20 protein-coding genes, 1 tRNA gene and 1 pseudogene are annotated in these 23014 nt (G+C 69.4%); 8 read left to right on the forward strand and 14 right to left on the reverse strand.

Annotated features, from left to right (window positions below; genetic code table 11):
- The first annotated feature begins 236 nt into the window (after nucleotides 1-236).
- Genes FHT36_RS16775 through FHT36_RS16785 form a run of 3 tightly spaced genes read left to right on the forward strand, consistent with a single transcriptional unit; the run spans nucleotide 237 to nucleotide 1887 of the window.
- Nucleotides 237-755 (forward strand): peptidoglycan-binding protein, encoded by a 519-nt coding sequence (locus FHT36_RS16775; RefSeq protein WP_169123641.1) that lies wholly within the window; start codon nucleotides 237-239, stop codon nucleotides 753-755.
- Between the two features lie 52 nt (nucleotides 756-807).
- Entirely contained in the window at nucleotides 808-1128 is a 321-nt protein-coding gene (locus FHT36_RS16780) for a hypothetical protein (RefSeq protein ID WP_169123642.1), read from the forward strand.
- Nucleotides 1129-1173: 45 nt separating this feature from the next.
- The gene (locus tag FHT36_RS16785) at nucleotides 1174-1887 is read left to right on the forward strand and encodes a M15 family metallopeptidase (RefSeq protein WP_210257818.1); all 714 of its coding nucleotides are present in this window, start codon (nucleotides 1174-1176) and stop codon (nucleotides 1885-1887) included.
- A 123-nt stretch (nucleotides 1888-2010) separates the two neighbouring features.
- Here FHT36_RS16785 and FHT36_RS16790 read toward each other — a convergent pair whose 3' ends face one another.
- The 10 genes and pseudogenes from FHT36_RS16790 to fdnG all read right to left on the reverse strand — a co-directional run bounded on the left by FHT36_RS16790 (nucleotide 2011) and on the right by fdnG (nucleotide 13589).
- On the reverse strand, nucleotides 2011-2382 hold the full coding sequence (locus tag FHT36_RS16790; protein WP_169123643.1) for a hypothetical protein: 372 nt from the start codon (nucleotides 2380-2382) through the stop codon (nucleotides 2011-2013).
- A gap of 6 nt (nucleotides 2383-2388) precedes the next feature.
- Entirely contained in the window at nucleotides 2389-2883 is a 495-nt protein-coding gene (locus FHT36_RS16795; protein WP_169123644.1) for a hypothetical protein, read from the reverse strand.
- A gap of 107 nt (nucleotides 2884-2990) precedes the next feature.
- Nucleotides 2991-3086: transfer RNA gene (locus tag FHT36_RS16800), tRNA-Sec, on the reverse strand.
- Nucleotides 3087-3221: 135 nt separating this feature from the next.
- Nucleotides 3222-5045, reverse strand: a pseudogene (gene selB / locus FHT36_RS16805) (selenocysteine-specific translation elongation factor); the annotation flags it as partial.
- Nucleotides 5046-5774, reverse strand: a complete 729-nt coding sequence (locus tag FHT36_RS16810) for a tetratricopeptide repeat protein (RefSeq protein ID WP_169123859.1) — start codon at nucleotides 5772-5774, stop codon at nucleotides 5046-5048.
- A 595-nt stretch (nucleotides 5775-6369) separates the two neighbouring features.
- The gene (selA, locus tag FHT36_RS16815; protein ID WP_169123645.1) at nucleotides 6370-7800 is read right to left on the reverse strand and encodes an L-seryl-tRNA(Sec) selenium transferase; all 1431 of its coding nucleotides are present in this window, start codon (nucleotides 7798-7800) and stop codon (nucleotides 6370-6372) included.
- A 10-nt stretch (nucleotides 7801-7810) separates the two neighbouring features.
- Entirely contained in the window at nucleotides 7811-8743 is a 933-nt protein-coding gene (fdhE, locus tag FHT36_RS16820) for a formate dehydrogenase accessory protein FdhE (RefSeq protein ID WP_169123646.1), read from the reverse strand.
- Nucleotides 8744-8833: 90 nt separating this feature from the next.
- Nucleotides 8834-9532 carry a formate dehydrogenase subunit gamma gene (locus FHT36_RS16825; protein ID WP_169123647.1) on the reverse strand — a complete coding sequence of 233 codons (699 nt, stop codon included), beginning with the start codon at nucleotides 9530-9532 and terminating at the stop codon, nucleotides 8834-8836.
- Nucleotides 9529-10485, reverse strand: coding sequence for a formate dehydrogenase subunit beta (gene fdxH / locus FHT36_RS16830; protein ID WP_169123648.1), 957 nt, complete (start codon nucleotides 10483-10485; stop codon nucleotides 9529-9531). Before fdxH ends, FHT36_RS16825 begins: the two co-directional genes overlap by 4 nt.
- A gap of 17 nt (nucleotides 10486-10502) precedes the next feature.
- On the reverse strand, nucleotides 10503-13589 hold the full coding sequence (fdnG, locus tag FHT36_RS16835) for a formate dehydrogenase-N subunit alpha (protein WP_169123649.1): 3087 nt from the start codon (nucleotides 13587-13589) through the stop codon (nucleotides 10503-10505).
- A 473-nt stretch (nucleotides 13590-14062) separates the two neighbouring features.
- Here fdnG and FHT36_RS16840 point away from each other — a divergent pair, with 473 nt between their 5' ends.
- The 4 genes from FHT36_RS16840 (at nucleotide 14063) to FHT36_RS16855 (ending at nucleotide 17467) form a co-directional block, all read left to right on the forward strand.
- Complete coding sequence (locus FHT36_RS16840) at nucleotides 14063-14638, forward strand: TlpA disulfide reductase family protein (protein WP_169123650.1); 576 nt, start codon at nucleotides 14063-14065, stop codon at nucleotides 14636-14638.
- On the forward strand, nucleotides 14635-15759 hold the full coding sequence (locus tag FHT36_RS16845) for a transglutaminase-like domain-containing protein (protein WP_169123651.1): 1125 nt from the start codon (nucleotides 14635-14637) through the stop codon (nucleotides 15757-15759). Before FHT36_RS16840 ends, FHT36_RS16845 begins: the two co-directional genes overlap by 4 nt.
- 130 nt (nucleotides 15760-15889) lie before the next feature.
- Nucleotides 15890-16966, forward strand: coding sequence for a selenide, water dikinase SelD (selD, locus tag FHT36_RS16850; protein WP_169123652.1), 1077 nt, complete (start codon nucleotides 15890-15892; stop codon nucleotides 16964-16966).
- Nucleotides 16967-17059: 93 nt separating this feature from the next.
- Nucleotides 17060-17467: a hypothetical protein gene (locus FHT36_RS16855; RefSeq protein ID WP_169123653.1), complete on the forward strand. Its 408-nt coding sequence runs from the start codon at nucleotides 17060-17062 to the stop codon at nucleotides 17465-17467.
- Here the strand turns inward: FHT36_RS16855 and FHT36_RS16860 are convergent.
- Nucleotides 17433-19049 (reverse strand): bifunctional aminoglycoside phosphotransferase/ATP-binding protein, encoded by a 1617-nt coding sequence (locus tag FHT36_RS16860; protein ID WP_169123654.1) that lies wholly within the window; start codon nucleotides 19047-19049, stop codon nucleotides 17433-17435. The genes FHT36_RS16855 and FHT36_RS16860 overlap by 35 nt on opposite strands.
- Before the next feature lie 223 nt (nucleotides 19050-19272).
- Nucleotides 19273-20388: an NAD(P)-dependent alcohol dehydrogenase gene (locus FHT36_RS16865; protein ID WP_169123860.1), complete on the reverse strand. Its 1116-nt coding sequence runs from the start codon at nucleotides 20386-20388 to the stop codon at nucleotides 19273-19275.
- Between the two features lie 196 nt (nucleotides 20389-20584).
- Between FHT36_RS16865 and FHT36_RS16870 the strand changes: the two genes are divergently transcribed.
- The gene (locus FHT36_RS16870; RefSeq protein ID WP_169123655.1) at nucleotides 20585-20890 is read left to right on the forward strand and encodes a hypothetical protein; all 306 of its coding nucleotides are present in this window, start codon (nucleotides 20585-20587) and stop codon (nucleotides 20888-20890) included.
- A gap of 128 nt (nucleotides 20891-21018) precedes the next feature.
- Here FHT36_RS16870 and FHT36_RS16875 read toward each other — a convergent pair whose 3' ends face one another.
- Both FHT36_RS16875 and FHT36_RS16880 read right to left on the reverse strand, forming a co-directional pair.
- Entirely contained in the window at nucleotides 21019-22665 is a 1647-nt protein-coding gene (locus FHT36_RS16875; RefSeq protein ID WP_169123656.1) for a GMC oxidoreductase, read from the reverse strand.
- Nucleotides 22658-23005, reverse strand: a complete 348-nt coding sequence (locus FHT36_RS16880) for a hypothetical protein (protein ID WP_169123657.1) — start codon at nucleotides 23003-23005, stop codon at nucleotides 22658-22660. Before FHT36_RS16880 ends, FHT36_RS16875 begins: the two co-directional genes overlap by 8 nt.
- Between the last annotated feature and the right edge of the window lie 9 nt (nucleotides 23006-23014).

Consider the following 23014-nt stretch of genomic DNA (forward strand, 5'->3'; position numbering starts at 1 on the left):
ACGTTGCATTCTGCCTATTCGGGGAGCATCTTTCCCTTGCGCTGATTGCATCCTGTGCGGTGCATCAGCTGTTCCCCTCTGGAAGGTTCGCTGCTCTGCAGCGATACTTGCCGGGTCCCGACCAGGACCCGGCATTTTTCTTTTGTGCGGTTCATTTTTCAGGGTGCCGCAGCGGCTCTTTTCCCCCAATGTCAGGCGCCGGCCCTCAGGCCGGAGCAACTTGACCGGGGTGAGTCATGGCACTTCTCAAGCGTGGGCTCGCGGGCGAGCCCGTGAAGATCCTTCAGGCGAAGCTCGGCGTGACTGCGGACGGCCAGTTCGGCCCCGCCACCGAGACGGCCCTCAAGGCCTACCAGACCCAGCACGGCCTCGCCGCGGACGGCATCGCCGGGCCGGACACCTTCACGGCCCTCGGCCTGCCGGAGCTGGTGCTGCTCACTGTGGGCACCAAGGGCGAGGCGGTGAAGAAGCTGCAGACGGCGCTGGGCATTCCCGCCGACGGCGCTTTCGGCCCTGCCACCGCCAAGGCGGTGAAGGAATTCCAGGAGAAGAACGGGCTGGACGCGGACGGTATGGCCGGCCCCGACACGCTCGCCAAGATTCCCGCCTTCGCCGGCGTCTTCTCGCCGGAAGCGGTGGCGAAGTCGCAGGCCGCGCCGGGCACCATCTCCACCGATGCCAAGCCCGCCGAGGCCGGCGCCACCGCCGCGCCGAAGAAGAGCATCTGGCAGACCATCACCTCCTTCTTCTCCTGATCCGTGGGAAACCGCGGGGGGAACAGGGGCAGGCTCCGGGCGTTGGCCCGGGATGAACCTTGCCCCTCTCCACCCGCTGCGCCCCGGCGCTGAATACGATACGGCCGCCCCCATGGGCGGCCGGTCCTCCTCTTCAGGCTTGGCCGCCCTCGTGGGCGGCCCGTTCCCGCCCGAGCCTGGCCGTCCGCCGGAGCCGCCCATCCTGCCGCCGGACCCGGTGGAGGACCCGCCGGACCTGCCGGAGCCCGGCCCGGACCTGCCGCCGCTTCCCGAGGGCGATCCCTCCCGTGAGCCGCGCCGCGATCCCGAGCCGGAGCCGCCGCCGTTCCGCGACCCCGTCGATCCCACCGACCCGCCCGCGCGCATGGGCTGAGCGCCCGCTCTGGCGGGCCTCTGCGGCGCGGCTTATGCTGAAGCCATGCAACGCAGCATGGCCAAGGCCCTGATGGATCGACTGGTGAAGCCCGCCGCACTTGCCCTCACCATTGCGGGCCTCCCGCTCGCGGCCGACGCCCGCACCGACCGGCCGGACCTGTTCGTGGATGTCTCAGGCGTGGTGCCGGACGCGGTGTTCGACGTGCGCTATTTTTCCACCGACAATTTCGTCGGCACGCGGGTGGACGGCTACGGCGCCGCCCGCTGCTTCCTCACCCGCCCGGCGGCCGAGGCGCTCGTCAAGGTGGCGGCGGAGGCGAAGAAGAAGGGCCTCGGCCTGCGCATCTTCGATTGCTACCGCCCGGCCCGCGCCGTCGCCCATTTCGCCCGCTGGGCCAGCGACCTGCGGGATGAGAAGACGAAGCCCACCTATTATCCCGACGTCGCCAAGAAGGACCTCTTCGCGGAAGGCTACATCGCCGCCCGCTCGGGCCATTCGCGCGGCTCGACGCTGGACCTCACCCTGTTCGATCTCGCGACGCGGCGCGACATCGACATGGGCACGCCGTTCGACCTGTTCAGCCCGCGCTCCTGGCCGGATTCCGCCGCCGTCACCGCCACCCAGCGCGCCAACCGCCGTCTTCTCGCGGGGCTGATGAGCGAGAACGGCTTCAAGCCGTTCGATAAGGAATGGTGGCATTTCACCCTGAAGGACGAGCCCTTCCCGGACACCTATTTCGATTTCCCCATCGAGTAGGGCGGGGGATCCACCCCACCGCTCGCGCCGAGCGGGAAGGCATCGCGCAAGCGGCACCGTGGATGCCCCGGACGAGCCGGGGCATGACGGCCTCAAAACCCTTCAGCCGGCCCATGCCGAGCCTCAGTTCGGCGCGATCTCCTCCACCTTCAGCCGGCGGCCGAAGGTGTCGAAGAAATCGCCTTCGTTCAACACCAGCCGGTTCTCGCGGATGCGCTGTTCCAGCGCGCGCAGGCGGCCGCGCGCCTCGCCGTTCTCCAGCGGGCCGCCATCCTCCGTCTGGGCGAAGAAGGCGGCGCCGTCCCAGGCCTGCCGGGAGCCGGCGAACAAAGCGATCATGCCGGCCCATTCCACCTCGTCGCCGATGATGTTGAGGAAGGTGGAGGCGAGCGGCTTCACCTCCGGCTCGGCGATGCGCACCAGCACCACCAAAGCGGTGAAGCCGCCATGGTCGGCGAAGGTGGCGGCGAGCCAGTCGTCGAAATCGGTGGCCATCGGTCTTCAGAAATCCACGAGGGGCGTGTCGGGAAGATAGTGCTCGAACAGGTACCAGAAGGCGCTCTGCCGCGTCATGGCGTACCACTCCTCGAACGCCGCGAGGGCGGTCTGCGGCGCCGCTTCGCTCTCCATCTCGAACAGCGCCACGGCGACCGGGGCGAAGCGCACGAGCACCTCGGCGCGGGCCTCGCTGTCGTCGGACCAGCCCAGCCGCGCGCGCAGCAGCGCCTGCCCGGCGGCGGCGGCCATCTCGGCATCGCCGATGCCGTCGAGCGCGGTGGCGAGGGACCGCATCAGGTCGGCCCGGCGCCAGGCATGGGCCCGCTCGCGGGCCAGCTCCTCGGTGCGGCGGGCGGCCTCGGCGCGATAGGCCGTCTCCGCCACATCGGCCGCGACCTTCGCGGCGTCGAGGCGCGCCAGCACGGCGGCGCGGGCCTCACGGGCAGGGTCGGGCGCGGCTTCGGGGGCCGGGGCGGGGAGGTCGGTCTCGGGGCTCATCGTCCCTTCCCGTAGCTGCGGGGGCGCGCATCCGGCGCGGGCTGCTTCAGCGCCGCAGGAGTGGGCGCAGCGGAATTTGGCGCCAGAGGATTTGGTGGGGCAGAATTTGGCGGAAGAGAGTGGGAGTCGAACCCACCAAGGACCGGCTCGCGGCCCCTCCCGGATTTGAAGTCCGGACGCCCCACCAGGGACGCTTCTCTTCCCCGCGACGGCACCGCCGCGGTGATTTCAGGCGCATCGTCCGCCGCTCCGGCGAACAGGTCCAGCCGGAACGGATTGATGCGCCTCAGATCGCCACGACGCAAGGTGAGGCCGTGGCGGTCGAAGAATTCGAGGATCTGGATCGCCACCTTGCGCCCGTTCTGCACTTCGTCGCGGAAGGCGGCGGCGGTGAACTCGTCCTTCATGCGCTCGCCGGAGAGGCGGGTGATGATCTCCACCATCTCCGACACCACCGGGCGCAGGAAGAAGTGGTCGTGGGCCACCTCGTCCACCCGGCCCATGCGGCCGAGCAGCTTCATCAGGCGGCGCACGTCCGGCTCGGGCACGGCGAGGAGGCCGGCGATGTCGCGCACGCGGGGCGGGCGGAAGCGCTCCTCGCCGGTGAGCAGCGGCTTGATGCGCGCCCACAGCGCCTCGTCGGCGGCGGCGAGCTTCACCGAGAAATCCGCGCGGCGCACCCAGGCGCCCTCCTGCCGGATGGTGCCGGCGGGCAAGGCGGCGAGCGCGGCCAGGAAGGCGGCGGCCGGCAGGCGCGGCTCCAGCATCATGCGCAGCCGCTCGCGGCCGAGGCCCGGCATGTCCGGATTGTCCGCATGGAAGGCGTCGAGCGCGGCCATCACGCTGGCCGAAAAGGTGGCCAGCGTCGCCCGCGTCAGCGCCAGCGTGGTGGAGCCCGCGGCGAGGCGGGCGAGATCGAGCAGCTGCGCCAGCGCCTCCACCTCATCGGCGGAGAGCGCCCGGTCGCGAGCGAAGGCGTCGAGATCGACGAAATGCGGCGGCACGGCCAGAAGCCCGGCCAAAGCCTTGGCGGGATCGCGCTGCGCCAGCGCATCGAGCTGGGCGATGCGCTCGGGCGTGCGGCGCTTGCGGCGCGGTCCGCGCAGATCGAGGAAGCGGCCGCCGCCAATGGTGCGCTGGGCCGAGGTGTCGCGGATGACGAAGCGGTCGCCCGCCGCCGCCGCGATGGGCGCCTCCAGCACCAGTTGCACCTTGCCGGTGCCACCGGGCGCGATGGCATCGCCGAGCAGCACGAGGCGCGCCCCCACCTCGCGCGCGGCATGGTGCAGGCGCACCGGCAGCCACTGGGCGATGGGGCGGGGCTCGCTGGCCAGCACCTTCAGCTCGGCGTCGATATGGTCGGCGGGGGCGTGCAGCGCCGGGTCCAGCACCACGTCGCCGCGGGAAATGGCGTCCTTGGAGATGGCCTCGCCGGCGAGGTTGATCCCGCAGCGGTCGCCGGCGACGCCGGTCTCGGCCACGCGGTCCTGCGCGCGGATGGAGCGAACGCGGGCGGATAGGCCGGAGGGGCTCACCGTAACCCGGTCGCCCACCTTCACCGCGCCGGACAGCACCGTGCCCGTCACCACCGTTCCAGCGCCGGAGAGGGTGAAGCTGCGGTCCACGGCGAGGCGGAACCGCCCGCCGCCGGCCCGCCGGCCCAAGGTGCGCGCGGCGTCCACCAGCATGTCGCGCAGGGCGTCCACCCCGTCGCCCCGCGCCGCCGCCACGGGCAGGATGGGGGCGCCGGCCAAGCCGGTGGGGGCGAGGAGGGCGGTGATCTCGGCTTCCACCGCAGCGAGGCGGTCGGCGTCGGCGAGGTCGGCCTTGGTGAGGGCGACCACGCCCTTGTCGATGCCGAGCAGGTCCAGGATGGCAAGGTGCTCGCGGGTCTGCGGCATCACACCGTCATCGGCGGCCACCACCAGCAGCGCGAAATCGATGCCCCCCGCACCGGAGAGCATGGTGTGCACGAACTTCTCGTGCCCGGGCACGTCCACGAAACCCAGCACCTCGTCCCCCACCGGGAGATAGGCGAAGCCGAGGTCGATGGAGATGCCGCGGGCCTTCTCTTCCTTCAGGCGGTCGGTATCGACACCGGTGAGCGCACGCACCAGCGTGGTCTTGCCATGGTCGATATGTCCGGCCGTCCCGATGATCACCTAGGGTAGCTCTCCCAGCGGAATGGCGGCGCGGCGCTGGGCGGCGGCGGCTTCTTCCGGGCTCAGCGTGGCGCTGACCGCGTCGAAGAAGCGGTCGGCGAGGGCGCTGTGGCCGGCGCGGGCGCGCAGCAGCCAGGCGAAGGCGGCGATCTTGTCGTGGGGCACGCCGGCTCCGAGATGATAGGCGGCGCCGAGCATGGCCTGCCCGTCCGCGTCGCCCGCCTCGGCGCCCTTGCGCCACCAGCGCGCGGCCTCCACCGGATCGCGATCCGTGCCGAGCGCATTGTGGGCGATCATACCGAGGCGCGTCATGGACGAGCCGACGCCCTGCTCGGCCGCGGCCAGCGCCCAGCGGCGGGCCTCGGTGGTGTCGGGCGGCATCACCTCGCCCTCCAAGAGCATCCAGCTCAGCATGTCTTGTGCGGGGGCGTCGCCGTCCTCGGCCGCGGCGCGGTACAGCTCGGCAGCGCGGGCATAGTCCTGCGCCACGCCCTGGCCCTTGAAATAGAGCGTCGCGAGGTTGCGCCGGCCCACCGGGTCGCCGCCCTCGGCGGCCAGCTCCAGCCAGCGGCGCGCGAGGTCGAGATCCTGGTCGACGCCGAGGCCGTCCACGAAGCAGGCGCCGATATTGTTCTGGGCGCGAGCATTGCCGGCGCGGGCCAGCGGCTCCCAGATGTTGAGCGCGGTCTCGTACTGGCCGGCGGTGGCCGCCGTCAGCGCCTCGGCCATGAGCTCCTCGGGGGAGCGGGTGTCGGCCACCGGCTCTTCCGGTGCCTCCTCGGTGAAGGCGGGCTCGGTGTAGGAGACCGCGGCATAGCTTGCCTCGGCGACGTAGGTCTCGACGAAATCGGGCGCCGCGACCTCGGGGGCCGTGACATGCGGCGCAGGTTCCGGCGCGGGGGCCTCGACGGCGGGCGCGTCCGCCGTGCTGGGCGCGCGGGCGAACACGATCTCCTCGAAATTCAGCTCCACCGCCGGGGCTTCCGGCTCGCGCGCGGGCGGCTCGTGGGCGACCGGCTCCGGCTCGGAGACTGGGGCGAAGGGGTTGTCCTCGCGCATGCGCTCGCCGAGGCGGGGCCGGCGCGGCGCGGGGGCGACGGGACGTTCCTCGGCAGCGGGGCGCGTGGGGGCAAGGCCGCTGGCGATGTCGCCGAGCAGCGCGTCGAGGTCCACCTCGGCCTCGCTCACCGGGCGGCGCTCGCTGGCGCGCTGCAGGCGGGGCATGGGCGGATGCACATGGGGCGGCCGGGGCGGCGCGCGATCCTGCGGCGCATCGGTCGGCGCTTCCGGCTCGTCCGGTCCCCCGCCCTTGCCCTTCAGTCGGTCAAGCCAGCTCATGTGCCCCCTCCAAAGCGGTCACGGACGCGACAAGCGCCGCTTCGTCATCTAGGCACCTCACATCCAGCACCAGCGCCTGATCGTCAATCCGTCCGATCACCGGAACCGGCAACCGGCGCATGGCATCGGCCAACCGGCCGATGGCGCCGCCGCTGCCGTCGCGGGCGCGGATGGCGAGGCCCACGCCCTCCAGCGTCTCCAGCGGCAGCGCCCCGGAGCCGATCTGGCTGCGGCACGGCACGCTCTCTACGGTGAAACGAGCACCAAGGATGCGCTGGAGATGCGGCGCCAGTCGGGCAGCTTGGGCGGCGAGATCCTCGCGCGACCGGGTGAGGTAACGAAGTGTGGGAAGGCGCGCGGCGAGGCGGTCCGGGTCGCGATAGAGCCGCAGCGTGGCCTCGATGGCGGCGAGGCGCACCTTGTCCACGCGCAGCGCCCGCTTCATGGGGTTCTTGTTGATGCGGGCGATGAGATCGCGCCGCCCCACGATGAAGCCGGCCTGCGGCCCGCCGAGCAGCTTGTCGCCGGAGAAGGTGACGATATCCGCCCCCTCCGCCAGCGCCTCCCGCACGGTGGGCTCATGCACGAGGCCGTAGCGGGAGAGGTCGGCCAGCGTGCCGGAGCCGAGGTCGTTGACGAGGGGCACGCCGCCGGCGCGGGCGATCTCGGCGAGGTCGCGGGGCGGCACCTCGGCGGTGAAGCCCTCGATGCGGTAGTTGGAGGTGTGGACCTTCAGGATCACCCCGGTCTCGGGCGCGATGGCGTCGCGATAGTCGCGCGGATGGGTGCGGTTGGTGGTGCCCACTTCAGCGAGTTCCGCGCCGGCCCGGCGCATGATCTCGGGCATGCGGAAGGCGCCGCCGATCTCGATCAGCTCGCCGCGCGAGACCAGCGCCGGCTTTCCCGGCGACAGGGTGTTGAGCACGATGAGGACGGCGGCGGCGTTGTTGTTGACCAGCGTCGCGTCCTCGGCGCCGGTGAGTTCGCAGATGAGGCCGCGCACATGGTCGTCACGCTCGCCGCGGCGGCCGCCGTCGAGGTCGTATTCCAGCGACACGGCGTTGCGCATGGCGCGGGTGGCGGCCTCGATGGCCTCCTCGGCGAAGATGGCGCGGCCGAGATTGGTGTGCAGCACCGTGCCGGTGAGGTTGAACACCGGCTTCAGGCTGGGGGCGGCGGCGGCATCGAGCCGGGCGAGGGCGGCGGCGGCGATCTCCTCGGGCGTCGCGGGGGCGCCGGCACCGGCCTTGAGCGCGGCGCGGCGCTCGTCGAGGGCGTCGCGCACCGCCTGCGTCGCCGCCTGCCGGCCATGGCGCTCCACGGCGGCGCGGGCGGCCTCGGCCTTCAGCACCTGATCCACGGAGGGGAGCAGGCGCAAAGGCGGGGCGGGGGAGAGGGCCGCCGGTGCGTTCGCCATCTCGCCGCCCTCAATAGCCGAGGAGGAAGGGGTTGAAGGCGGCGCGCCGATACGGGCCCTCCTTCTGCTTGATGTCGAGGGCGAGGCTCGCCACGTCGTCGGCGACGGGATCGAGGCCGTCATCCTGGGTGAGGTAGAACACCTTGGAATAAGCGTGGCAGGTGTCGCAGGTCTCGGCCTTCACCGCGCCGTTGCCGCCCTCCATTTCCTGATAGCCGATGCCGGCGGTGGAGCCGCAGGCGGTGCAGCGCACCCGCACATAGTTCCAGAGCGTGCCGCACAGGGCGCAGGCGCAATAGCGGGCGCCATGGGAGGTGGGCCAGTTGACGATGAGGCTGCCCACCGGCGGGCCGCCGCAGGTGGGGCACACGCCGTCACCCACCGGAACGAGCCTTGCGGCATCGAGCTGGGACGCGAGGCGGGCGAAATGGGCTTCCAGCGCCGCCGCCACATAGAGGTGCTCGGCCAGCGCCTCCTCGGGGATGGAGGAGGCGAGCACGTTGCGGATCATCTCGCCGCGCGCCACGTCGGAGGCCATGCGCACCCGCTCCAGCGCGGTGCGGGCGGCCTCGGGCTGCTCGATCTTGGTCGCCTCGGCCAGCGCCCGCTCGAACAGGGTGTCGAAGGCGGCGTCGGTGGTGAAATGGCTGCGATCGAGGGGCGGCATCTCGTTGGCGCGGGCGCGCTCGACCTGCGCCGCCTCCACCGGCTCGGGCGCGGGCGTCGCGGCGATGGCGGCGTGCTGCGCCTCGCTGAGCCCGGCGAGGAAGGTGAGATAGGGGGCGAGGGGATTGTTCTGCGCCAGATGCCGGAACCGCGCCGCGCGCCGCGCGAACAGGGTCGAGGGGTCCGGCAGATAGGCGAAGGTCGGCGCCGTCACGCCCTCCAGCACGGAGGGATCGGGAATCGGGGGCGCCGAACTGGGGCCGAAGGTACGCGACATGATGACCTCACGAACCTCACGGGTCACGTGCACCGGACATGAACCTCCTGGTCGCACGCGGCGGCCGGGAGGCCATTATAGGGAAAAGGCCTACTCCGCGGGAGTCCCGCGGGTCCCCGACTTGCGGGAGCTGACCAGCTCGCGGAACCACTTCCTGTGGTGCCGCCACGCCCAGCCGCCCGTTACCTGCCCCCGGGTCATGGCGCTGATGGTGCCCTTGACCCAGATGGCAGCGTATACGTGGACGATCCACACGCAGATGATCGCCACCGCCGCCAGCGCATGCACCAGAAGCGCGATGCGCTGCTGCTCGATGGTGGTGTAGGAGGCGAAATAGGCCTGCCAGATCACCACACCCGAGGTGATGAGCACCATGATGAGCAGGCTCATGCCCCAGAACACCATCTTCTGCCCGGCATTGTACTTGCCGAGTTCCGGCAGCTTCTCCTCATGGCCGGCGATGACGTCGCGGATGCGGCGCATCCAGGTGCCGTCCTCGCTCTTCCAGAGGTTGGCCTTCCAGAAGCGCAGGAACATGCCGGCGAAGGAGAAGAAGAGCACGACGCCGATCCAGGGATGGATGGTGCGCGTCATCTGCCCGCCGCCGAACAGGCCGGTGAGGAAATAGAGGCTGGGATGGAACAGTGCGAGGCCCGAAATCGCCAGCAGGATCAGGCTGATGGCCGTCACCCAGTGGTTGATGCGGGCGCCCACCGTGTAGCGGTCCACCTGCACGGGGCGACCCGGATGAACCGCGTCGCCTTTCTCCAGATCGTAGGGTGCGCTCATGAGCGACCTCCGGACGACAGCTTCTCGGCCGTCAGCTTTTCGGCGTTCGCCTCGTCCTCAGGCGACACCTTGTTGGCGCCGTTGACGAGGTAGTGCAGCGCGCCGGCGAGGGCGGCAAAGCCCATGACGCCGAGGCCCACATACTTGGTCACGCCCTTCCACGCCTCGACGATGGGGCTGATGCGCGGATTGTCCGGCAGGCCCGCATAGATCGAGGGCTTGTCGGCGTGCTGCAGCACGTACATCACGTGCGTGCCGCCCACGCCGGGCGGATCATACAGGCCCGCATTCTTGTAGCCGCGGGACTTCAGATCCTTGATGCGGCCCTCGGCCCACTGCTTCATCTGCGTCTTGGTGCCGAAGACGATGGCCTGGGTCGGGCATGCCTTCTGGCAGGCGGGACCCTGGCCGACGGCCACGCGGTCCGAGCACAAAGTGCACTTGTAGGCCTTGTGATCGAGCTGCGAGATGCGCGGGATGTTGAACGGGCAGCCCTTCACGCAATAGCCGCAGCCGATGCACTTGGCGTGGTCGAAGTCCACGATACCGTTGGAATACTGCACGATGGCGCCGGGCGCCGGGCAGGCCTTCAGGCAGCCCGGATCGGCGCAATGCATGCAGCCGTCCTTGCGGATGAGCCATTCGAGATTGTCGGTCTCGGGGTTCACCCACTCGGTGAAGCGCATGAGCGTCAACGACGCCGGCGTGAGGTCCGGCGGGTTGGTGTAGGTGCCGTTGAAGGTGCCGATCTCCTCGTGGAGCTCGTTCCACTCAAGGCATGCCGACTGGCACGCCTTGCAGCCGATGCACTTCGACACGTCGATGAGCTTGGCCACCGGCTCCTTGAACTCGACCTGCGAGGGGGAACCGGAGGCGGAGCGGCGGACAAGGTCCGCATCGCTCATCTTGGGCGCCACGGGGGCGGTGGTGGGGTTCGGAATCGGAGGAAACATGCTGGTTCTCCTTTTCCTTACGCCACCGGCCCGGTGGAGGGCTCGATGTTGACAAGGAACGCCTTGAACTCCGGCGTCTCGATGTTCGCGTCACCCACGAACGGGGTGAGCACGTTGGCCGGGAAGCCCTTCTTCGCGGCGCCGACGAAGCCCCAGTGGATGGGGATGCCGACGATGTGCACGGGCTTGCCGTCCACCATCAGGGGACGGATGCGCTTGGTCACGTAGGCCTTGGCGAAGACCGAGCCCCGCTTCGACCACACGCGGACCCAGCCGGCGTTCTGGATCGACTTCTCCTTCGCCAGTTGCTCGGAGATCTCCACGAAGAATTCGGGCTGGAGCACCGAATTCACGTGGTTGTTCTTCGTCCAGTAATGGAAGTGCTCGGTGAGCCGGTAGGAGGTCGCCGCATAGGGGAACTCCTTCGACGCCACGTCCGCGAACTGGGCGAAGTCGTCCTTGAACACGCGCGCCACCGGGTTGCCCCGCACCTTCGGGGCGATCAGGTTGGCGACCGGGCTCTCGAACGGCTCGTAATGCACCGGGAACGGTCCATCCCGCATCATGCCCCGGGTGAACAGGCGGGAGACGCCTTCCGGGTTCATGATAAACGGGCCGACATCCTGCGGCTTGGCGGTGGGGGCGATGTCGGGCACGTCGTAGCCCGTCCACTTGGCCCCGTCCCACCAGATCAGCTTGCGGGTGTCGTCCCACGGCTTGCCGTCGATGTTGCAGGAGGCGCGGTTGTAGATGATGCGCCGGTTGGCCGGCCACGCGAACGACCACTTCAAGTAGGCGCCGGTGTCATCGGGATCGGAATTGTCCCGGCGCGCCATCATGTTGCCCGCCTCGGTGTAGCAGCCGGAATAGATCCAGCAGCCCGCCGCGGTGGAGCCGTCGTCGCGCAGCACGCCGAATGTCGGCACCTGCTTGCCCGCCTCCAGGACCTTCTTGGTGGGGTCGTTGGGGTCGAGCACGTCCGAGACCACGTAGCCGTTGAGCTCCTTGGCAAGCTCGTCGGGCGAGGGCTCGTGCGGGTCCTTGTAGTTCCAGGTCAGGTTGACGATCGGATCGGGGAACGCGCCGCCGTCCTTCTTGTACATCTCCTTCAAGCGCAGATGGATCTGCGCCATGATGTAGATGTCCGTCTTCGCCTCGCCCGGAGGGGTGCCGGCGGCCCAGTGCCATTGCAGCCAGCGGCCTGAATTCACCAGCGAGCCGTTGTCCTCGGCGAAGCAGGTGGTGGGCAGCTGGATGACCTCCGTCTGGATCTTGGACGGATCGGCCTGGTTGTAGACGCCGTGGTTCTCCCAGAAGCGCGCGGTCTCGGTCTCCAGCGGATCCATGATCACGAGGAGCTTGAGCTTGGCGAGCGCCTCCGCGAGCTTCGCCTTGTTGGGGAAAGCCTGCAGCGGGTTGAAGCCCTGGCAGAAGTAGATGTTCATCTTCCCCTGCTTCATCAGCTCGAACGCGCGCAGGATGTCGTAAGACGGCACGTCGAGCTTCGGCAGGTAGTCGTAGGCCCAGTTGTTGTCCGCCGTCGCCGACGCACCCCACATGGCCTTCTGGAAGGAGACGAAGAACTTCTTGTAGTTCTGCCAGTAACTCATCTGGTTGGGACGCAACGGCTTGAAACCGCGCGTCGACATATAGGCGTTGAAGTCCGGCTCCTTCTCCGTCGGGATCGTGAGATAGCCCGGGATCAGGTTGGACATCAGGCCGATGTCGGTGAGGCCCTGGATGTTGGAATGCCCGCGCAGGGCGTTCATGCCGCCGCCGCGCACGCCGATATTGCCGAGGAGCAGCTGGAGCATCGCCATGCAGCGGATGTTCTGCGAGCCCTTCGAGTGCTGGGTCCAGCCGAGCGCGTACATGGAGGTCATCGTCTTGGTGGGCGACGAGCACTCCGCGATCATGGACGCCACCTTCAGGAACTTGTCCTTGGGCGTGCCCGTGATGCGCTCGACCAGCTCCGGCGTGTAGACGGAGACGTGCTGCTTCAGCAGATTCCAGACGCAGCGGGGATGCTGGAGGGTATCGTCCACGACCGCATAGCCGTCGGGGCCGATCTCGTAGTCCCAGGAGGAGCGGTTGTAGTCCCGCTTCATCTCGTCATAGCCCGTGAACAGGCCGTCCTGGTACCCGAAGCCTTCCTTGACGATGTAGCCGACGTTGGTGAACGCCTTCACATAGTCCCACTGAATCTTGTCGTTCTGGATGCAGTAGTTGATGACGCCCAGAAGGAAGGCGATGTCGGTGCCTTGCCGGATCGGGGCGTAATAGTCCGCCACCGCGGCCGAGCGCGTGAAGCGCGGGTCCACGACAACGAGCTTGGCGCCACGGGTGGCCTTCGCCTCCGTGACCCACTTGAATCCGCACGGGTGCGCTTCAGCGGCATTGCCGCCCATGATGACGACCAGATCCGTGTTCTTGATATCGGTCCACGAATTGGTCATCGCGCCACGGCCAAAAGTTGGGCCCAAACTGGACACCGTGGGGCCGTGTCAGACGCGCGCCTGATTGTCGAAAGTCAGAATTCCGGTTGAGCGCACCACCTTGTAGGTGGCGAACGCGGTTTCGTTGGTGGTGGCGGAGGCGGCGAGGAAGCCGGTGGTGAGCCAGCGGTTCACCGTCACGCCGTCATTGTTCTTGGCGATGAAGTTGGCGTCGCGGTCCGCCTTCATGGCCTTGGCGATCTTGTCGAGCGCCTCGTCCCAGGAAATCTTCTCGAACTTGTCGGAGCCCGCGCGCCGGATCATGGGCTGCTTGAGGCGCTGCTCGGACTTCACGATGTCGAGCAGGGCCGCGCCCTTCGGGCAGAGCGTGCCGCGATTGGTGGGGTGGTCGGTGTCACCCTCGATATGGGTGATGTCCGCCTTCTCGCCCTTGGCGAGATTGCCCTTGGAGAAGATGAGGATGCCGCAGGCCACCGAGCAGTAGGTGCAGGTGTTGCGCACCTCGGTGGTGTTGACGAGGCGGAATGGCTTGATGGTGGAGGCCAGGGCCTCCTCGATGGGACCGAATCCCAACGCGCCCAGCGTCGTTCCCGCCACGCCCGCGCCCGCCGTTTTCAAAAACTGGCGCCGCGAGAGCTCCATGTTCATCGAAGGAAGCCTCCGACCTTTCGTGCCCCGACCGGGGACGGTTTCGGACGGCCTCGGGGCCGCTCCGGGAGCTGGATCACCCAGCGTGACCGGACGGTATTTTGGAACTGGAATGATGTCAATTTTCGCCCGCGCAACTCCGCGTGTTTGAACGAAAATCGCCTTGTTGTCGCATGTTGCGATGCGGCACGCGTGCGCCTGCCCGCTACCGCTTCTGACGTAACGGCATATGGTTTTGCGGCGCCTTCCTGTTGTGCGCTGCCGAAGCATGGCTGACATCACGGAAACGAGCGTTGACCGCGCTTGCAACCCTGACGCAGAGTGACCGCGTGAAGGTCGGTTTGGCTCCCGCGGGTCGGGGCGCACACTCTATCCAGCCGGATATAACATTTCCCGGACCGCAGCGTCGCTGGCGGGGCCGTGGACGCGTATCCGCGCGATCCCGGACGGTCGGGTCTCTGCCTCAGCGCGGCATGCCGGGCGCGCTGGCGCTCGCCCTCGTGCTCGCGGCTGGTCCCCTGCTCATCGCACCCGCCAGCGCGGCGGAGGAGGAGCGCGCTCCGCCGGGCCTTCTCGCCGCCGTCGAAGGCCGCCCCGTCGCCCCCGCGCTCTCGCTCGGCGTCCTTGATGGCGCGCCGGCGACCCTTGCCGCGGACGCGCCGCCGACCATCGTCCATTTCTTCGCCACCTGGTGCGCCCCCTGCCGCACCGAGCTTCCCGCCCTTGCCGATTTCGGCCGTCGCAGCGGCGTGCGGGTGCTGCTGGTGGACGTGGCCGAGCCCGCCGACCGCATCCGCCGCTTCTTCGCCGAGGGAACGGCCGGCGCCGCGTCCGGCCCCGTTCTGCTCGACCAGAACCGCGCGGCGGCGCGGGGCTGGGGTGTCAGCCTGCTGCCGGCGAGCTTCGTGGTGATCTCCGGCCGGCTCGTCCTCGCCTATGAGGGCGAGGTGGACTGGGCCGATTCCAGAACCCACGCCGCGATCGCCGCCGCGGCGGCGCCCCCGCAAAAAAACCAACCAAAAGAAGCCCAGGGAGAACAGACCCGATGACCACCCGTCGCGACCTTCTGAAGGCCGGCGCGCTCGCCGGACTTTCCGCCGGTGCTGCCGCGCTGCTGCCTCGCGCCGCCTTTGCGCAGGCCGCAGAGGCGCGCGTGTTCGCCCCCACGGTGGGCAACTGGCGCAGCTTCCAGATCACCACCACGGTCGAGATCCTGAAGCCGGCCGGCAAGGTGCAGGCCTGGCTGCCGGTGGCCTCCTTCTCCAATCCGGACTGGTTCAAGCCCGGCGAGAACACCTGGACCACCAATGCCCGCTCCGCCAAGATCGTGCGCGATGCGCGCTCCGGCGCCGACATGCTGCACGTCGCCTGGGCCGAGGGCGAGCCGGCGCCGAAGGTGGAGCTGGTCAGCCGCGCCACCACCCGCGACTTCGCCGTCGATCTCACGAAGCCCGGCAAGCCGACGCCCCTCACCGCCGAGGATCGCCGCCGCAACACCGCGGCCACAGACCTCATCCCCACCGACGGCATCGTGAAGGCCACGTCCGACAAGATCGTCGCCGGCAAGGCGTCCGAGCTGGACAAGGTCGGCGCCATCTTCCAGTGGATCGTGGAGAACACCTATCGCAACGCTGCTACTCGCGGCTGCGGCATCGGCGATATCGCGGCGCTGCTGAAGAGCGGCGATCTCGGCGGCAAGTGCGCCGATCTCAACGCTTTGTTCGTGGGGCTGGTGCGGGCGCAGGGCATTCCGGCGCGCGATGTCTACGGCCTGCGCGTGGTGCCCTCGCGCTTCGGCTACAAGAGCCTCGGCGCCAATTCCGAGATCGTCACCAAGGCGCAGCATTGCCGGGCCGAGGTGTTCCTCTCCGAGTTCGGCTGGACCCCCATGGACCCGGCCGACGTGCGCAAGGTGGTGCTGGAGGAGCCCCCGGGCAAGCTGGCGCTGGACGACCCCAAGGTGGTGGCCGCGCGCAAGGCGCTGTTCGGCTCGTGGGAGGGCAACTGGTTCGCCTACAACACGGCGCACGACGTGACGCTGCCCGGCTTCGACGGGCCGCACCTCGGCTTCCTCATGTATCCCCAGGCGGTGACCGCCAGCGGCCTGCTCGACTGCCTCGACCCGGACAATTTCAAATACACCATTCGCGCCGCTGAAATCGCGGTGTGATCAAGTCGCCGGTCAGGGCGTGGTCCCCGCTGTGGCGGCGCTCAGCGTCGCCCGGCGGGGACATTCTTCCCGGCCTTCCTGCGCGGTGAACCCCGCCGGGGGGCTGCTCCTTTCTTCCGGAACCCATTCCATGCTCGACGTGCCCCACGCTTCCCCGCAGGACCAGGCGCCGGTCCGCCTCACCAGCCTCGCCCATGGCGGCGGCTGCGGCTGCAAGCTCGCGCCGTCCGTGCTGCAGGAGCTGCTGGCGGGGCAGGCGAGCGGCGGGCCGTTCGAGCGGCTGCTGGTGGGCACCGAGACGGGGGACGATGCGGCCGCCTACGATCTCGACGGCGAGACCGCCATCATCGCCACCACTGACTTCTTCATGCCCATGGTGGATGACCCCGACCATTTCGGCCGCATCGCCGCGACCAACGCCATTTCGGACGTCTACGCCATGGGCGGCGAGCCGCTAATGGCGCTCGCCATCCTCGGCATGCCCTTGGGCAAGATCGACACCGCCACCGTGCGGGCCATCCTCGCCGGCGGGCAGGCCATCTGCGCCGAGGCCGGCATTCCGGTGGCGGGCGGCCATTCCATCGACTGCCCGGAGCCGGTCTACGGCCTCGCCGTCATCGGCCGGGCGCCCAAGGCGCGGCTGCGCCGCAATTCCACGGCGCGCGTGGGCGATGCGCTCATCCTCACCAAGGCGCTGGGCGTCGGCGTCTATTCCGCTGCCTTCAAGAAGGAGGCGCTCTCCGCCGCCGCCTATGACGAGATGATCGCCTCGGTGACCAAGCTGAACCGCGTCGGCGCGGCGCTCGGCAAGGAGGCGGCGGTGAGCGCCATCACCGACGTGACCGGCTTCGGCATCCTCGGCCATGGGCTGGAGATGGCGCGCGGCTCGGGCGCCACCCTCGTCATCGAGCGCGCCGCGCTGCCCTGGCTCTCGGAGGCGGAAATGCTGGTGCAGCAGGGCTTCGTCACCGGCGCCTCGCACCGCAACTGGGCGAGCTACGGCGCCGAGGTGGACCTGCCCGAAGGCACGCCCGACTGGCAGCGCCACCTCTTCACCGATCCGCAGACCTCCGGTGGCCTGCTGGTGGCCTGCGCGCCGGAGGAGGCCGACCGCCTGCTCGCCGACATCCGCGCGGCGGGCTATCCCGCGGCGGTTCGCATCGGGCGCGTGGAGGCTGGGCCGGGGCGGGTGCGCATCGCCGGCTGAGGCGACAAGCGGGGGCTCTGTGGGGACGCCGGCGCCGAAATCAAGGAACCATGCGGCGTGGCAGGTCGTTCTCCCGGCGAAAGGAGAACGGATATGCCCTCCACCGACGCCTTGAACGCTTATTCGACGGCGCCCCGGCGCCCGTCTCCCGTCGTGCTGCCTTCGCCCAACAGGGCGCGCATCTGCGCCACCGCGATCGTCGGCGGCATCATGTTCCTTCTGGCCTCGGGCGCTCCCGCGCCGGCCGCCGCGCAGACCGCTGCACCCGCGGCCCAGACCGGCGCCTGCGAGGAGCCGCCCCACACCGCCGCGACGCCCCCCGCGCATGGCCCGGATTCCGGCACCAAGCCCGGCAGCGAAGGCTCCACCGCCTGGAGCGGCGGCACCGGCGGCTCCTATACCGGCCTCACGCCGCATGCGGGCACGCCGGCATCGCCCACCCGCCAGCCGGATACGGTCTCCGGCGTCAATCCGAAGCCGGAGCCGCAGGGGAAGTGCTGACCCGGCGTTCGGCTCTCGCCCAATGGATGGGACCGAGATCATAGGCCAGCTGATGGCGCACCACGGCGGCGTCGGCGTCTGACGCATCGCCGGTGCGGGCGGTCACCCGCCTCACCAGTTCCTCCGCCGGGGCGTCGAGCCAGATGCCGGCGAAGGGTAGGCCAGCCTGCGTCGCAACCTCTTCGATGGCGTCCCGCTCCTCGGGGCGCGCATGCACGGCATCCACGATGACCGTGTAACCGGCAGCGAGGACCTGCCGGGCCAGTGTCCGCAGCCGCTCATAGACGCGCGGGCTCACCTCGGCCGCATAGGCCTCGGCGGGCAGCTTTTCCGTTTCCGCCACATGAAAGAGGCGCTTGCGCTCGATGTCCGAGCGCAGGATGACCGCGCCGGGCGCCCGCGTGCCGATGCCCGCCGCCGCCTTGGCGGCCCATGTGCTCTTGCCGCTCCCAGACAGCCCGCCCACCGCCCAGAGCGTGGGATGGGAGGGGTCGGCCGAGTCCACCGTCACGTCGCCGAAGCGAACCGGATCGGGCTGCGTGGTGGCGAGGAGGTCGATGGTCTGCTGGAAGAAGTGGGCGACGCGCCCCGCCGCCTCCACCCGCTTTTCCCCCTCCAGATGCGCCAGCCCCGCCGCCTCCACCTTCGCCCGGATGCCGGCGCGCAGGCTGAGGAAGAGCGGCAGGGCTGCGAGACCGTCGAGCTGCGCGTCGTCGCTCGCCCAGAGATAGCGGTTGAAGATGGCGTTGGCCTCTGTCCTCAGGCCCCGCTGCCACAGGTCCATGAGCAGGAAGGCGAGGTCGTAGAGCACGTCGCAGGTGGCGATCTCGTCGTTGAACTCGATGGCGTCGAACAGCACCGGCCTGCCGTCGAGAAGCACGATGTTGCGCAGGTGCATGTCGCCATGGCAGCGGCGGACCAAGCCCGCCCCGGCGCGCGCCGCCAGCAGCGGGCGCACACGCGCCAGCGCCGCGCGTGAGACTTCGGCGAGCCGCGCCACGTCTTCGGCCGGGAACAGGTCCGGCCGGGCGGAGAATTCGGCGATGTTGTCTTCCAGATAGGTGGAAAGCGCGGATGCCGTGTCGAAGCCCCGGCGCTCGGGCGCAGCGGCGTGGGCGCTCACCACCATGGCCGCGACGGCCTTGACGAGCTCGGGCGTGAGCTCGCCGCGTTCGGCGATCCGGTCGAGGGTGAGATCGGTATCGAAGCGGCGCATCTTCACCGCATAGTCCACCGCCTCGCCGTCGCCGCCGAGCGCGAGGCCATGGGGCGTGCGCACGATGGGCACCACGCCGAGATAGAGGCCGGGTGCCCCCGCGCCCGATATCTCCACCTCGGCGGCGCAGGCGGCGCGGCGCTTCTCCAGCGTGGAGAAATCCATGAAGGGGAAGAAGACCGCGCGCTTCACCTTGTAGGCGAACGGCCCGGCGAGGAAGACGGCGGCACCGTGGGTGTCGATGCGGATGATGTTCTCCGCAAGCCCATGGGTCGCGGGATCGGCGAGGAAGGCGAAGACGGCGCCCTGATCGGCGACCACATGGTCGCCGGCGGTCTTTTGGGGCGGTTGCGCAGGTGCTGCCATGGTCGCCTCGCGCTGCACACCCCTCTCCCCTTAAAGTCGGCTTTTGCCGACTTCAACCTCCACGAACCGAACTCGGCTGCTGCCGAGTTCGGGCGGGAGAGGGGCCGGGGTGAGGGGTGAGGGCTTGGCGGCCACGTCCACAGGCCCCCCTCATCCGTCACGCGGCTTTGCCGCGCGCCACCTTCTCCCGCGAGGGGAGAAGGGTAAAGCCGGCCTGCTCCTCCTACGGCGTGATGGCCACCTTGAGGACGCCATCGCGCTGGTTGGCGAAGAGGTCGTAGGCGGCCTCGATCTCGTCCAGCTTGAAGCGGTGGGTGACGAGGGCGCGGGCGTCCACCCGGCCGGAGGCGACCACATCCATCAGCCGGCGCATGCGCTCCTTGCCGCCGGGGCAGAGCGAGGTGACGATGGCGTTGTCGCCGAGGCCCGCCGCGAAGGCATCGAGCGGGATCTTCAGGTCGCTCGAATAGACGCCGAGGGAGGAGAGCGTGCCGCCGGGCCGGAGCACGCGCAGCGCCGCCTCGAACGTCTCCTGCCGGCCCAGCGCCTCGATGGCGACATCCACGCCGCGCCCGTCGGTGAGGCGCAGGATTTCCTCCACCGGGTCGACCTTGGAGAAGTCCACGACAAGGTCGGCGCCCATGGCGCGGGACATCTCGAGCCGCGCGGCGACGCGATCCACCGCGATGATGCGCGTCGCGCCCATGAGCTTGGCGCCGGCCGTGGCGCACAGGCCGATGGGGCCCTGCGCGAACACGGCCACCGTGTCGCCGATCTTCACCTTGCCGCTCTCGGCGCCGGCGAAGCCGGTGGACATGATGTCCGGGCACATGAGCACCTGTTCGTCGGACAGCGCCTCCGGTACCGGGGACAGGTTGGTCATGGCGTCGGGCACCACGAGATATTCCGCCTGCGCGCCGTCGATGGTGTTGCCGAAGCGCCAGCCGCCCATGGCCTTGAAGCCGTGCTTGGTGCGCGGGCCGTCCTGCGAGCACTGGCCGCACAGGCAGGCATTGGAATAGCCGGAGGGCGTGATGGCGCCGGCGATGACGCGCTGGCCTTCCTGGAAGCCCTCCACCGCCGAGCCGAGCTTCTCGATGATGCCCACCGGCTCGTGGCCGATGGTGAGGCCCGTGGCCACCGGATACTCACCCTTGAGGATGTGCACGTCGGTGCCGCAGATGGTGGTGGTGGTGATGCGGATGAGCGCATCGAGCGGGCCGACATCGGGGATGGGCTTCTCGTCCAGCACGATGCGGTTCTTCTCGACGAAGATGGCCGCCTTCATCTTAGGCTGCCCGGGGCGCTGGCGTTCCACATAGGCTGCGGGGGAGAGCATATCCGTCATGGCGTTCCTGCCTTTCCGTCGAGCCGCCTGAGCGGCTGCCTTGCGGTATTTTAATATTGGTCGGGTGGCGGCGGGACATTGATGCCCGTCAACGTGGGCGCCACGGCTTCGGTACCGCAGGTTGAGAGTGTAGACTGGAACAAGCGGCCCTTTTCGGGCCGGACGATCATTTCAGCCGGGGATTTTCATGACCGATCACAGCGAGGCGGCGCAGATCGCGCCGGAGGCCATTGCACGCTGGACAGGGCTGGCGCAGGACGCGCCGCTGCGCATCGCCCTCACGCGGACCGATCTCGACAATCTGCTGCTCGGCCTGCGCACGCTCGCCATTGGCCAGAGCGAGCTGGCGGCGGCGCTGGTCGCGCATCTCAACCAGGATCCCGGCGCCTGTCATGAGGCGGTGATGCACGCGGGCGAACTCTCCCGCGCCGCCTTCGGCCGCATCAACGCCTTCGCCGGGGCCGTTATGGCCGGGGCCGTACCCGAGAGGTGAGTGAACTGCGGAAGCTATCCCGCCGTCATGGCTGGGAACGCCTTACGGGGATTGTACCGTCGGTCTGACGTGGATGCCCGGGACAAGCCCGGGCATGACGGAAGCATTGGAGGCGGAGGCCTTGGGTCTCACGCGTGGGCGGGCTCGCTTTGGACCGCGGCGCCGGTGCGCGCCTTCTCCACCAGATGGCCGGCGAGGCGGTGGGCCAGCGCCATGATGGTGAGGGTGAGGTGCTTGTCCGGCAGCACGGGGATGACACCGCCGTCGCAGACATAGACGTTGTCCAGATCGTGGAGCTTCAGGTCCGCATCCACCACGCCCCGCTCGGGGTCGGCGGTGGTGGCGGTGGTGCCGGCATAATGGATGCCGGTGCCGGTATTGTCGCGCGAGGGGTAGATTGACGTCGCCCCGGCGTGGCGCAGCACCTGGCGGCCCCAGCCGTTCATGGCCTCCATCATCGCCTCCGCGCGCGGCGTGGCGGAGAAGTCCACGGCCACATGGCGCACGCCGAAGCGGTCGCGCGTCGTGCCGGGCCGCACCCGGTTGGCCGGGGTCGGCTCTCCGGCGCAGAACAGGCCGAGCGTGACGTAGGAATGGAACATGAAGCGGGCGAGCCGCTCCTTCATGAAGGGCGGGAAGCGCTTCATGCCCGCGAGATAGTGCGGGATATCCGGCACGCCGTGGATGGCGTGGCCGATGAAGGGGAATTCCTCCCCGTCCGGCAGCGTGCCGCGCGACATGAGGATGAGCAGGTCGCCATAGCCGATATCGAAATCCCGGCCCTTGCCCCACAGCTTCCATAGCGAGGTGGAGAGCACGGCCTTGGGATTGTCCTGCAGGCGCAGGCCGAGCTGGCCGGTGGTGTTGCCCATGCCCTCGGGCGCGGCGTCGTCGGCGGAATTGAACAGGATGCGCGGGCTCTCGATGGCGCCGGCCGCGAGCACCACGTGATCGGCGGTGAGCACGCGCGCCTCGCCGGTGGCCATGTCGCGATATTCGACGCCCATCACCCGCTTCGTGCCGGGCTCGCGCAGCAGCCGCACCACCTTGGTGCCGGACCGCAGCTCGTAGTTCGGCAGTGTCTCGATCTCCGGCAGCAGCCGGGCGGTGAATTTGTAGACCGCGCCGGTGGGGCAGCCGGAGGTGCAGATGCCGGTGGAGACGCAGGCGTTGGGGCTGTCGGGGCGGGTGTCGATGGCCTTGCGGTTGGGGATGGCGTGCGAATAGGGCTCGTCCATCGCGTTCACCGCATCGACGATCATCACGTCGGCGGGGCGCAGGGGCTTCGGCGGCACATAGACGCCGTCGGGCAGCTCCTCGAGGTTTTCCTGGGTGCCGCAGACGACGATGCGCCGCTCCACCGCCTCGTAATGGGGCGCGAGGTCGGAATAGGAGATCGGCCAGTCCCGGAAGTCGCGGGCGGAGAAGCGCACGCTCACGCCGTTCCAGAGGTTCTGGAGACCGTTGACGGCGAGGATCTGGTAGTGGTGGAAGTTATTGTCTGGCCAGCCGGTGGAGCCGTCCCCGCCCTTCTCGAACAAGGGATGGACGAACAGGCTGTCGTGCGGCTCGGCCGGCCACACCGTGTTGGCGCGGATGCCGAAATCAAGCTGGGTGCCCGGCGGGTCCACGCGCTTGAAATGGTCGTCGGCGAGGCGCCCGCCCTGCTCCAGCGAGACCACGTTGAGCCCCGCCTTCGCCAGCTCGTAGGCCAGCATGCCGCCGCCGGCGCCGGTGCCGACGACGATCACGTCGCAATGGGTTGCCTTAGCCATGGGCGTCTCCCGAAGCCTTCCCGGCCAGCGGCCGCCCGCCGACCAGCGGCCATTCCCCCACCGAGCCCAGGAAGCTGGGCGAGGCGAAATGCACGTATTCGAAGAAGGTGCCCACCGCCTCCGCATCCTCGGCGAGGTGCTCGCGATGCACCGCGCCCTCGGGGAAGCCTGAGCGTTCGGCGATGCGGCGGAAGGCGGCGTTGAGCTGGGTGTTCAGCGCCGCGATGCGGGCAAGGTCCGCCACCATCGGCGCCAGCGCCGCGTGGTAGGGGCCGAGCGGCAGGAGGGCGACGACCAGCGCCTCGAAATCGAGGGGGGCGTCGGGAGAGGTCTCGCTCATGGGGTCTCC

This window comes from Xanthobacter sp. SG618, assembly GCF_012932745.1.
Lineage (GTDB): Bacteria > Pseudomonadota > Alphaproteobacteria > Rhizobiales > Xanthobacteraceae > Xanthobacter > Xanthobacter flavus.